The following is a 12,197-nucleotide window of genomic DNA, read 5'->3' as shown; positions in this document are numbered from 1 at the left end:
GNGGCTTTCTTATACTCTTATGGATTCTTTTTCAGCCACATACTCCACGGCACGGCATAGTTGTCCTCGTGATTCTGCTGAACGTAGTCGTAGAACTTTGCGATCATCTCTGACTTGTGGTGGTAGTCTGCATCCTCCCATCCCTTCGGTGCATGCTGCGTGGTCGGGTCGTAGGCGAGGTATGCTCCGCCGAGCAGGTACTGACGATAGAGGATGTCCTTCAGCGAGACGGCGGGATTTTTCATCATATCGTACATTGCCATAAAGCTGGTCGTGCGCCCTTTACCTGCCTGACAGTGAAAGTGCATCCATGTGTCCGCGGGCATTTTTTTTACGAGATCGACAAATTCGTCGATGGTCTGCGGGTCTGCCCATTTGTGGTCGGTGACGGCGAGACGGACGTAGCGCACGCCCGCATTCTCGACCAGCTCGCGCTCCGTCATCGCCGCCGTGACGCGGACGGTCTGCTGATTTTTTGGCTGCTTTTTCTTGTCGAGGTGCGCGAGTACGACATCCTTGCCCTGTGCACTGCGAATGCGCATGTTCTCGTCACGCAGTGCCTCGTGCTTCGTCCTGCCGATGTTGCCCCAGTCGTGCTTGCCGTACCAACTGACGGCGTATCCATTCATGAAGCCGTGCGACTCCTGCCGCAGATCGATGACACAGATCGAGCCCTGTGCGCGTGTGTGCAGGTCTTTCAGCAGCGCGTGAAAGGCAGGGACGGAGAACTCCGCGCTTCCAGAGAGCGGCAGGGCATCCAATCCCTCACGAGAGGGACTGTAGTTCGGGTCGACACCGAACTTCGATGCGTCTGTCCGCGTTTGGAACGGCGATCCCGCCGTGCGGAAATTGTGCGGCAGCTCCGCCGCATTGCCCGCCGCCATGTCGATGCGCCAGACATAGCCTCGGTAGTCTGCGTTCGTATCGGCGGCAGAGGCGGTGTATGGGATGATGCATAGCGTGCATAATAGCAGGGCAGTGAGTAAATGTTTGAATGCGTGCATGAGATCCCTCCACTGTGTAAACCGACGATCCTTTCGGAATCGCTGATAAAACCTTTGCTCGAATTGGCGTGGATTTTATCTGTGCTTTCTATATCCATCGTTGGTTATAGCACTCTTTGCATCAAGGTGCAAGGGAAATCTTGGGCAGATTCCGTCTGTTCCTTGAAAAATCCCCTTCCGTGTGCTAGAATGACGTGACTATGCTACGGGAGGGGTTTCTTTGTACGAGAAAGTAGATACCAATCTGAATTTTGCCGCGCGCGAGAAAGCCGTTGCGGATTTTTGGCGCGAGAATCATATTGCACAGCAGGCGGTGGACCAGCGCGAGGGCTGCGAGACGTTCACGTTCTACGACGGTCCGCCGACGGCGAACGGTCGCCCGCACATCGGGCACGTCCTGACGCGCGTCATCAAGGATATGCTGCCGCGCTATCAGTCGATGAAGGGGTGCAAGGTGCTCCGCAAGGCGGGCTGGGATACGCATGGTCTGCCCGTGGAGCTGGAGGTCGAGAAGGCGATCGGCATCAACGGCAAGGAGCAGATCGAGGACTACGGCATCGAGCCGTTCATCAAGAAATGCCGCGAGTCCGTCTGGAAGTACAAGGCGATGTGGGAGGAGTTCTCCGATGTCGTTGGGTTCTGGGCGGATATGGAGCACCCCTACATCACGTACGAGAACAACTTTATCGAGTCCGAGTGGTGGGCTCTGAAGGAGATCTGGAAAAAGGGACTGCTCTATCAGGGACACAAGATCGTCCCGTACTGCCCGCGCTGCGGCACGCCGCTTTCCTCGCACGAGGTGGCGCAGGGGTATAAGGATGTGACGGAGCGTTCGGCGATCGTGCGCTTCAAGGCAGTGGACGAGGATGCCTATTTCCTTGCGTGGACGACGACACCGTGGACGCTCCCGTCGAACCTCGGTCTCTGCGTGAACCCGAACGTAACCTATGTAAAGGTGCGCGTCTACGACAAGGTCTACTATCTCGCCGAGGCACTGATGGACAGCGTGTTCGCGGACTCGTGGGGCGACCGTGAGATCCTTGCGACGATGAAGGGCAAAGACCTTGAGCACCGCAAGTATGAGCCGCTCTATCCGTTTGCGGACAAGGATGTGCAGGATAAGGCATTCTTTGTCACCTGCGATGACTATGTCACGACAGAGGACGGCACGGGCATTGTTCACATCGCGCCCGCCTTCGGTGAGGATGATAACCGTGTCTGCCGCAAGTACGGTATGCCGTTTGTTCAGTTCGTCAACGACAAGGGTGAGATGACGGAGGAGACGGATTGGCCGGGGGTCTTCGTTAAGGATGCCGACCCGTTGATCCTCGCGGATCTCGAAAAGAGCGGTAAGCTCTTCAAAGCCCCCGAGTTTACGCACAGCTATCCGCATTGCTGGCGGTGCGACACGCCGCTGATCTACTATGCGCGTGCCTCGTGGTTCATCCGCATGACGGCGGTGCGCGACGCGCTCGTGGCGAACAACAATACGGTCAACTGGATTCCGAAGACGATCGGCGACGGACGTTTCGGCAACTGGATTGAGCATGTGCAGGATTGGGGCATCAGCCGCGACCGCTACTGGGGTACACCGCTCAATATCTGGAAATGTTCCTGCGGGCACGAGCACTCCGTCGGTTCGATTGCGGAGCTGCGTGAGCTTCAGCCGAACTGCCCCGCCGATATCGAACTGCATCGTCCGTACATCGACGCAATCACGTTCCCGTGTGAGAAGTGCGGTGAGGAGATGCACCGCGTGCCCGAGGTCATCGACTGCTGGTTCGACTCGGGTGCGATGCCGTTTGCGCAGTGGCACTATCCGTTTGAGAACAAGGTGATCTTCGAGAAATATTTCCCCGCAGACTTCATCTCCGAGGCAGTCGATCAGACGCGCGGCTGGTTCTACTCGCTGATTGCGATTTCAACTCTGCTCTTTGACAAGAGTCCGTATAAGAACGTCATTGTCCTCGGTCATGTGCAGGACGAGAACGGGCAGAAGATGAGCAAGTCGAAGGGGAATGCGGTCGAGCCGATGGACGCGCTGCGCCGTCATGGGGCGGATGCGATTCGTTGGTACTTCTACGAGAACAGTGCGCCGTGGCTGCCGAACCGCTTCTCCGACGATGCGGTGCAGGAGGGAGCGCGCAAGTTCATGGGGACGCTCTGGAACACGTATGCGTTCTATGTCCTCTATGCGAACATTGATGAATTCGACCCAACGGCGCACACGCTTGACTATAACCGCCTTTCGGTCATGGATCGCTGGGTCTTCTCGCGTCTGAATACGATGGTGCGCACGGTGGATGACTGCCTTGGAAACTACCGTGTGACCGAGGCGGCGAAGGCGGTGCAGTCCTTTGTCGAGGAGCTGTCCAACTGGTACGTGCGCCGCAGCCGCAGCCGCTTCTGGGCAAAGGGTATGGAGCAGGACAAGGTCGATGCCTATCTAACGCTCTATACCGCGCTTGTGACAACGGTAAAGGCTGCGGCGCCGATGGTGCCGTTTATCACGGAGAGCATTTACCGCAATCTCGTCTGCTCGGTGGACAAGACGGCGCCGATCTCCGTGCACCTTGCGGACTTCCCGACGGTGAACGAGGCACTCATTGACACCCAGCTCGAGGAGAATATGGAGATCGTCCTTGAGGTTGTCACCCTCGGACGTGCGGCGCGCAATGCGGCGAACATCAAGAACCGTCAGCCGGTCGCGCGTATGTTCATCAAGGCGGAGCATACGCTGCCGGCGTTCTTCGTTGAGATCATCGAGGACGAGCTGAATGTCAAGGCGGTCACGTTCCGCGACGATATGTCGGACTTCCTCTCTTACCATGTGAAGCCGAATTTCCGCGTGCTCGGCGCGAAGGTCGGCAAGCAGATGAACGCGGTGAAGAAGGCTCTTGAGGGGAGTGACGGAGCGGCGGTGAAGGACGCGCTTGCGGGCGGCGGAAGCTATACGCTGCATCTCGCAGACGGTGATGTCACGGTCACGTCGGAGGATGTCGAGGTGACGGTCGCACAGCAGGACGGCTACAACTGCCAGAGCTACGGCGCTGTTACGGTTGCACTTGAGACGACGCTTACGGAGGAGCTCCTTGAGGAGGGCTTCGTACGCGAGATCATCAGTAAGGTGCAGACCATGCGCAAGGAATGCGGGCTTGAGGTCACAGATCATATCATGCTTGATCTCTCGGGCAACGCGAAGCTCACGGCGATCGCCGCGAAGAATGAGGCGTTTATTCGAGAGATTACGCTCGCCGATTCCATTTCCTACGATGCGCCTGCGGGCACGAGTAAGGAGTGGAACATCAACGGAGAGAAGCTGACGCTCAGCATCAAGTAAGAGTTTAGCTGCAAGCCGCTTCGTTCGGGAACTGCCCGAATGAGGCGGCTTTTCTATTGACATTGTTTTGACATATCGTATAATAACAATAATAATATCTGTGAAATTAGGAGAGTGGTCGCAATGGTAAAATTCAGCTACTATGGTCATGCGGCTTTTTTGCTTGACGATGGGGAGCATCGGGTACTCGTGGATCCGTTCCTGACGGGAAATCCGACGGCGAGCATCGCAGCAAATGAGGTGGACTGCGATTTCATTCTGCTCACGCACGCGCATGGGGATCATCTCGGCGATGCACCATCAATTGCGGCGCGCACGGGAGCTGCGATTGTCGCCATCCCCGAGGTCATCTCTGTCTGTGAGAGTCAGGCGTGTGCTGAGATCAAGTCATATCCGATGAACATCGGCGGCTCGCTTGACCTGCCGTTTGGCAAGGTGCGCATGACGATTGCCCAGCACAGTGCGGGTGTCGCAGGCGGGATTGCATGCGGCTTCGTCATCTATATTGGCGACAAGGTCGTCTACTATTCAGGCGACACGGCACTCTTCAGCGATATGCAGCTGATCGGGCGTAAGGATGCGATTGACTACGCCGTGCTTCCCATCGGCGACAACTACACAATGGGGCTTGAGGATGCAGCGATGGCGGCACAGTGGCTGAACGCGGGTCATGTCATTCCCATCCACTACAATACATGGCCGGTCATCGCGCAGGAAGTGAACCACTACAAGGAGGTCACGGAGGCGATGACACGTGCTCATGTGAATGTGGTTGCACCCGGCGAAACAATCGAGCTTTGACTGCACATTCAAAAAGCCCGCTGCTCGTCCTTGTCGGACCGACGGCAGTCGGAAAGACGGAGCTTTCACTGCAGCTCGCAGAGGCACTGGAGACGGATATCATCTCGGGTGACTCCATGTGCATCTATCGTGGATTTGACATCGGCAGCGCAAAGCCAACCGCGGAGGAGCAGGCTCGTATCACACATCATCTCATCGACGTGCTGGATGCGGATGAGCCGTTTTCTGTGACGGAGTTTGTCACGCGTGTCTCTTTCCTTGTGCATGAACACGAGCGTATGGATCGGCTGCCGTTTGTTGTCGGTGGGACGGGGCTCTACATCAAAGCTCTCATCGAAGGGTATGACTTTAACGAGACGCGGGAGCAGGTCGTTTTTCGACGAGCGATGGAGAGCGTTGCTGCACGGCGTGGAAATGAGCGTGTGCATTCCTTTCTCGCACACTATGACCCGGAGGCGGCGAAGCGCCTGCATATCAACAATCTGAGGCGTATCATTCGTGCGATTGAGGTCATGCGCTATGGAGATGAACGCATCTCACAGGCAAGTGCGCTCGCGGGCGGTGCTGCGCCGTACAATGCCTTTGTCATCGGTCTTATGCGTGAGCGTGCTCGCCTCTATGAACGTATCAATGCCCGTGTGACAGCAATGTTTGCGGCGGGACTGGCAGATGAGGTCGCGGGACTCCTTGCGCGCGGCATCGGACGGGATGCACCCGCGATGAAGGGCATCGGCTACAAGGAGACGGCAGCATATCTCGCCGGGGAGATGAGCAAAGCGGAGGCGATCACTGCCATTCAGACGGCGACGCGCCATTTTGCGAAGCGCCAGCTGACATGGTATCGACGTATGCCTTATATCCGTTGGTACGATGTGGACGCACAGACAGAGGATGAACTACTGCGCACTATTCTTGCAGATGTGTGCGCGTGGCAGAATGAAAGGGGCGCTCAGGCGTGACGGCAAAAATTATCAATTTGCAGGACAATTTTCTCAATCAGGTGCGTAAGGACAGCATTCCTGTGACGATTCACCTGGTGAACGGATTTCAGATCAAAGGTGCGGTTCGTGGCTTCGATAACTTCGTTGTCATGGTGGATACAATGGGAAAACAGCAGATGATCTACAAGCATGCGATATCGACCATCACTCCTGCACAGCCGATCAAGACGACGGTGGAAGAAGCCTGATGTGCGGAAATTGAAATGCTGCTGCACCGCCTTCGGCGCGGCAGCTTTTTATTTTGAGGGGGATTCAATGAGAATACGCGGATTTGAAATTGTTTCGGTGTATGAGCATAGGGGCATCCATCTGCCGGAACGCAAGACCGGCGCGAGTACAGGGTATGATTTTGCGGCCGCCGAAACGGTGGAGATCGGGCGGGGGGAATGTGCGCTTGTTCCGACGGGCGTGAAGGCGTATATGCAGAACGATGAGGTGCTGCTCATCTACATCCGTTCAAGCGCAGCACTCAAGAAGCATCTCATGCTGATGAACAGCGTGGGTGTGATCGACGCGGACTACTACGGCAATGCGGAGAACGAGGGGCATATCTACATCCCCCTCTACAACTACGGCAAGGAGTCGGTACACATTGCGGCGGGGGAGCGGATCGCGCAGGGAATCTTTACGCATTATCTGACGGTGGACGGCGATGCGGCGGGGCTCGGAGGTGTGCGTGCGGGTGGATTCGGCTCGACAGGGAATCTTTGACAGGAAAACGAAACTCATTTATAATGGCGTTACATCACGATCAATTACATCCGCTTGGGAGATGTTATGAAACTTTCAACAAAGGGGCGCTACAGTGTGACGGCGCTTTATGAACTCGCCCTGCACTATGGGGAGGGGGTTGTCCCTCTCAAGACAATTGCACAGACGCAGCAGATCTCGGAGAACTATCTTGAGCAGCTGATGTCGCCGCTCCGACGCGCAGGCCTTGTGGAGAGCGTGCGCGGGGCGCAGGGGGGCTATACGCTCGCGCTGCCGCCCGAAGAGGTAACGATCGGACGCATCATCACGGCGGTCGAGGGGCCGATCGCCCTTGTGGACTGCCTGTTGACGGGAACGGACGCAGAGGGACGAAGCTGTGTGCGTGCAGGGCATTGTGTGACACGACAGGTCTGGGCGGAGGTGCGCGACAGCATCAACTCCGTGCTCAACAATATCTCGCTTGCTGACCTTATACAGCGGCATCAAAGCCGTATCGGCTGCAATCAGTGAACATATGGATTTTTTGTCGGGATGACTAGAACGACCGAAAAGATTTGTCTTTGCAGGGCACATCATGGTATAATTAAAAAATAAATTCCGGAAGTGACAAAAGTCTGGGAGGGAGTCTCATGGTAGGGGACATCTTGCGACGAGAGCGTGAGAAGCAAGGATTGACGATTGCTGATATTGAGAAAGGTACGAGCATTCGCAGGCTCTATATCGAGCATATCGAGCGGGGGAATATCGGAGATTTGCCGGGGCTGGTCTACGCGAAAGGCTTTGTGCGGAACTACGCCAACTTCCTTCGTTTGAACGCTGAGACGCTTGTGCAGCAGTTTGCCGAAGAGAACGGAGGAGCTCCTTCCCCTGTTCCTGTAGAACAGGAGAGTACGTCGCGCCGCGTCACACTGAGCAATGTTGGGGATGAATCTCTTTCAAGTATTTCCATCGGTGGAAAGAGTTCCTCCTATGCCGGTATCTTTGGCAAGTTGGCGGCGGGCATCGTTGTGTTGGTTGCGCTTGTAGGCGGCGGCGTTGCGGCAATCTCTGCGATCAATTCGCCGGCAAAGCCACCGGCAGCCGCACCGCCGGTCAAGACGGAGCAATCTGCTGCGCCGGCAGCTGCTGTCGAGGCGGATGCGTCGGATGCTGCGCGCGCAGCTCGTGTCGATGGTGTGAACGTGAGTGTGACCCTTACGGAGCGCTGTTGGACGGAGGTCGCAGTCGATGGAAAATCTGTCTTTGAGGGCATGATCGAGAAGGGAAAGACCGAGAACTGGAAGGGCAAGGAATCGGTTGTGATTCGCGCGGGCAACGCAGGTGCGTTGGATGTGACGTTCAATGGCAGGAAGTTCGGCAAGTTCGGCGATAACGGAGAGGTTCTCGAGCGTACCTTTAGTAAGACCACAAAGGATCTGAAGGATACTCTGCCGCCCACGCGTGTGCAGGAAAATGCCAATGCGCAGCCCCGGGCAGCAAAGGCGGGCGATGCTGCTGATGAAAAGCCAACGACAGGGGCAAAAAGAACGAATTGATTCCTATCACGGCGCATGAGGAAGGATGAGTACGATGAAATGTCCTTTTTGCAAAAAGCCGGACAGCCGGGTGATCGATTCGCGTGCCGCGGATGACGGCGCGACGATCCGTCGTCGCCGCGAATGCGGGGAGTGCGGTCGGCGGTTTACGACCTATGAGGTGGTGGAGAAACTGCCGCTCATGGTCGTCAAGCGCGACAACCGCCGCGAGCCGTTCAGCCGTGACAAGCTCCTCACGGGCATCATCCGCTCCTGTGATAAGCGCGACATCTCGATGGAGCAGATCACGAACTTCGTTGCGGAGATTGAACGCGATATTCGCAACCGTACGGAGCCGGAAGTGCCATCCGAGAAGATTGGGGAGATCGTTATGGAACGTCTGAAAGACTTCGATGAGGTCGCCTACATCCGCTTTGCCTCGGTCTATCGGAAGTTCGACGACATCACGAACTTTATTGAGGAACTGGAAACGCTGCGCGCGCGGCGCGGAAAGGAGTAAGGCGACGAAAGGCACAGGTAGAATTTGGATCATCGGCTGAAGAGCAGTTTGCGGGAGCGTTTTGCACGGGAGCGCGGAGCGTTTCGCTATTCGGCGGGAGCGCGTACGCGCTTTGCGCTCGTCTATCCGAACACCTACTTTGTAGGAATGTCGAACCTCGGACTGCACATCATCTATGACCTACTCAACAGGCGTAAGGATACGGCGTGTGAACGCGTCTTCCTGCCCGACCGCACGGAACTTCCGCGCTATGAGCGCACGCAGACGCCGATGATGAGCGTGGAGACGCAGACGCCTCTTGCGGACTTCGCCGTCATCGGCTTTGCCATTTCCTTTGAGATGGATTATTTCAATGTTGTCAAGATGCTTGCACTCAGTCATGTTCGACTGCGTGCTGCAGAACGTACATCGCGTGACCCTCTCGTCATTGCGGGCGGTCCGTGCGCGACGTTCAATCCAGAACCGCTTGCGGAGATCGTGGATGTCTTTGTCATTGGCGAGGGAGAGGCAATCATGCCCGCGCTGATGGAGGCGTATCATGATGGGATGCGTCAAGGGGATGAACGAGACGCCCTGCTCCGTCGTCTGGCGTGCGTTCCAGGGGTCTATGTGCCCGCGCTCTATACGCCCTCCTATGATGCGGCAGGACATCTTGCTGCGCTCATACGGTCGGAGGATGCGCCGCTCTCTGTTGTGCGTCAATGGGTAGAGGATCTCGACGAATATCCTGCGCATACGGTTGTTGTGACGGAGGATACGGAGTTTAACTTTTACCTCATCGAGACAGCACGCGGCTGTGGGCGGCACTGTCGTTTCTGTATGGCGGGCTACTGTTTCCGCCGTCCGCGCAACCGTTCCCTCCGCATCATTGAGGAGGAGGTGCGTGCGGCGCTGCCCTATGGCAAGAAGATTGGCTTGATGGGCGCGGCAATCTCCGACTATCCCGAGATCGATGAACTCTGTCGCTCCATTCTCGGTGAGGGGCTGTCGATGTCCGTTGCGTCCTTCCGCGCGGACTCGGTGACGCAGGAACTTGTCGAGGCACTTGCCGCGAGCGGCCTTCAGACACTGACACTCGCCCCCGAGGCGGGGAGTGCACGCATGCGTGCCGTCATCAACAAGGGGATCGAGGAACATCACCTGTTCACGGCGATTGATCTCGGTGCGGCGGCGCATATCCCGAATTTCAAGCTCTACATCATGGTGGGACTGCCGTTTGAGGAGGCGGCGGACATCGCGGCGATCGTCGATCTCGCACAGCGTCTGCGTGCTTATATGGATGAAAAGGGGAGCAGAGGGACGCTGACGCTCAGCGTCAATCCATTTGTGCCAAAACCGTTTACTCCGTTCCAATGGATGCCGATGGCAGACAAGAAACGACTTGATGCGGTGATGAAGGAGCTTACGCAATCGCTGCGCCACACCCGAAAGATTGTTGTGAATTTCGAGTCACCGAAGGAAGCCATTGTGCAGGCGATTCTTGCGCGCGGTGACCGTCGCCTCGCAGAACCGCTCATTCGTGCGTCCGAAGGACGCGGGGCAAAGGATCTCATTTCTGAGATGCGTGCGGAGGATCTTTTCCCTGATGACTACCTTACGCGGGAATGGGGCGCGGCCACGCCCCTTCCGTGGGATCATCTGGACATGGGATTTCCCAAGCACTATCTATGGCAGGAGTACGAGCGCGCTGCGGCACTCAAGGCGACGGTCGGCTGCTTTGACGGCTGCACGCGATGCGGGGTCTGCGGGTCGAGAAGAGGAAGGATGAGCAAATGAGTTTTGTACTGCGGCATATACGCGAAAATTTGTGGAGCGGGCAGTTGGATATCTTTCCCGAGGACAGACTTGTACACGGCTTTTCAGCGCGGCAGGGCGGCGTGAGCACAGCTCCGTTTGATTCGCTCAACATGGCACTGCATGTCGGCGATGATCCTGCGCATGTGTGGGAGAACCGTACGCGGTATTTTTCTGCGATTGGACTGGATGCGGAACGGATCTGTACGATACGGCAGGTACACGGGACGGAGATTGTGCGTGCCCTGCGGCGCGATGCGGGACGTGGTGCGCGGGACTATGCAGATGCCCTTGCGGGCGCGGATGCGCTCATCACAAATGACAGCGGCGTTCCTCTCATGCTCTGCTTTGCGGACTGTGTGCCTGTCCTGCTCTACGATCCGGTGCATCACGCGGCGGGTGTTGTTCATGCGGGCTGGAAGGGGACGGTGGCGCGGATTGCGGCGCAGACCATTGCGCACATGGGCGAGGAGTTCGGCACGGTGGCATCCGATGTGCTCGCGGGCATCGGTCCCTCCATCGGCGCAGACTGTTATACCGTTGGTGCGGAGGTTGCAGAACAATTTTGTGCTGTGTTCCCCGCCCATGCGGAGCAGATTGTACAGGAACGCGACGGTGCGATCCACCTCGATCTCTGGGCGGCGAACCGTGTGCAGATGGTTGAGGCGGGCGTTTTGGTGCAGAACATCGATCAGGCGGACATATGTACCTCATGTGACCGCAGTTTCTTTTATTCCTATCGTGCCGATGGCGGCAGGACAGGGCGGTTGGCGGCGGTGATGGAGCTGAGATGAGTGACGATATGATGATCGCGGAGCACATTCGTGAGGTGCATGCACGGATTATGGCGGCGCGTGAACGGCGTGTCCATGTGTGCAAAGACGCGCCAGTGGAGCTGATTGCCGTGACGAAGAACCACCCTGTCGAGGCGATGAGGGAAGCCATTGATGCAGGGATCATGAACATCGGAGAGAACCGTGTGCAGGAGGCTCTGGGAAAGGCGGAGTCCTTGGAGCGCGAGGTGAAATGGCATCTGATCGGGCATCTGCAGACGAACAAGGTGAAACACGCCGTGCGGCAGTTTGATTTGATTCACTCAGTTGACTCCCTGTACCTGGCACGCGAGATTGACAAGGCGGCGGCGAAGTTCGGCAAGGTGCAGAACATCCTCGTTCAGATCAATCTGGCGCGCGAGGAAAGCAAATCCGGCATCGACCGCGCGGAACTGGACGATATTCTCGCAGGGATTGACGACCTGCGTGCAATTCGTTTGCAGGGTTTTATGTGTATTGCGCCGAATTATGAGGATGTGGAGGAGTGCAGACCGCTCTTTCGCACCATGTATGACATCTTTCAGCAGGTAAAGGCGGACGAGCCGCGTACTGCTGATATCCGCTATCTTTCGATGGGAATGACCCATGACTATGAGATTGCAGTGGAGGAAGGCGCGAATCTCGTACGCATCGGCACGGCGATTTTTGGCGCACGTCAATATGCCCTAGGAGTGTGAGG

At 56.8% G+C, this 12,197-nt stretch carries 12 protein-coding genes; 11 read left to right on the top strand and 1 reads right to left on the bottom strand.

The window, feature by feature from the left end; translation table 11 throughout:
- Positions 1-17 precede the first annotated feature (17 nt).
- Positions 18-1,004, bottom strand: a complete 987-nt coding sequence (locus HMPREF9334_RS06345; RefSeq protein ID WP_006692653.1) for a phosphatase domain-containing putative toxin — start codon at positions 1,002-1,004, stop codon at positions 18-20.
- Positions 1,005-1,224: 220 nt separating this feature from the next.
- On the opposite strand from HMPREF9334_RS06345, the gene ileS reads away from it, so the two are divergent.
- The 11 genes from ileS (at position 1,225) to HMPREF9334_RS06290 (ending at position 12,195) form a co-directional block, all read left to right on the top strand.
- Complete coding sequence (gene ileS, locus HMPREF9334_RS06340) at positions 1,225-4,344, top strand: isoleucine--tRNA ligase (protein WP_006692652.1); 3,120 nt, start codon at positions 1,225-1,227, stop codon at positions 4,342-4,344.
- A gap of 123 nt (positions 4,345-4,467) precedes the next feature.
- On the top strand, positions 4,468-5,145 hold the full coding sequence (locus HMPREF9334_RS06335; RefSeq protein WP_006692651.1) for a metal-dependent hydrolase: 678 nt from the start codon (positions 4,468-4,470) through the stop codon (positions 5,143-5,145).
- Complete coding sequence (gene miaA / locus HMPREF9334_RS06330) at positions 5,142-6,104, top strand: tRNA (adenosine(37)-N6)-dimethylallyltransferase MiaA (RefSeq protein WP_006692650.1); 963 nt, start codon at positions 5,142-5,144, stop codon at positions 6,102-6,104. Before HMPREF9334_RS06335 ends, miaA begins: the two co-directional genes overlap by 4 nt.
- Positions 6,101-6,334 carry an RNA chaperone Hfq gene (gene hfq, locus HMPREF9334_RS06325; protein ID WP_006692649.1) on the top strand — a complete coding sequence of 78 codons (234 nt, stop codon included), beginning with the start codon at positions 6,101-6,103 and terminating at the stop codon, positions 6,332-6,334. Before miaA ends, hfq begins: the two co-directional genes overlap by 4 nt.
- Positions 6,335-6,401: 67 nt before the next feature.
- Entirely contained in the window at positions 6,402-6,857 is a 456-nt protein-coding gene (locus HMPREF9334_RS06320) for a dCTP deaminase/dUTPase family protein (protein WP_006692648.1), read from the top strand.
- 66 nt (positions 6,858-6,923) lie between these two features.
- The gene (locus HMPREF9334_RS06315) at positions 6,924-7,367 is read left to right on the top strand and encodes an RrF2 family transcriptional regulator (RefSeq protein WP_006692647.1); all 444 of its coding nucleotides are present in this window, start codon (positions 6,924-6,926) and stop codon (positions 7,365-7,367) included.
- 119 nt (positions 7,368-7,486) lie between these two features.
- On the top strand, positions 7,487-8,392 hold the full coding sequence (locus HMPREF9334_RS06310) for a helix-turn-helix domain-containing protein (protein WP_006692646.1): 906 nt from the start codon (positions 7,487-7,489) through the stop codon (positions 8,390-8,392).
- Positions 8,393-8,426: 34 nt separating this feature from the next.
- Complete coding sequence (gene nrdR, locus HMPREF9334_RS06305) at positions 8,427-8,891, top strand: transcriptional regulator NrdR (RefSeq protein WP_006692645.1); 465 nt, start codon at positions 8,427-8,429, stop codon at positions 8,889-8,891.
- A 24-nt stretch (positions 8,892-8,915) separates the two neighbouring features.
- A complete protein-coding gene (locus tag HMPREF9334_RS06300) occupies positions 8,916-10,667 on the top strand; it encodes a radical SAM protein (protein WP_006692644.1) in 1,752 nt (583 codons plus the stop codon).
- Positions 10,664-11,479 (top strand): peptidoglycan editing factor PgeF, encoded by an 816-nt coding sequence (gene pgeF / locus HMPREF9334_RS06295; protein ID WP_006692643.1) that lies wholly within the window; start codon positions 10,664-10,666, stop codon positions 11,477-11,479. Before HMPREF9334_RS06300 ends, pgeF begins: the two co-directional genes overlap by 4 nt.
- Positions 11,476-12,195, top strand: coding sequence for a YggS family pyridoxal phosphate-dependent enzyme (locus HMPREF9334_RS06290; protein WP_006692642.1), 720 nt, complete (start codon positions 11,476-11,478; stop codon positions 12,193-12,195). The genes pgeF and HMPREF9334_RS06290 overlap by 4 nt, the downstream gene beginning before the upstream one ends.
- Positions 12,196-12,197: the final 2 nt, after the last annotated feature.

Origin of the sequence: Centipeda infelix ATCC 43532, from assembly GCF_000234095.1 — a bacterium.
Classification (GTDB): Bacteria; Bacillota; Negativicutes; order Selenomonadales; family Selenomonadaceae; genus Centipeda; species Centipeda infelix.
This window is presented reverse-complemented; position numbering and strand designations above follow the sequence as displayed.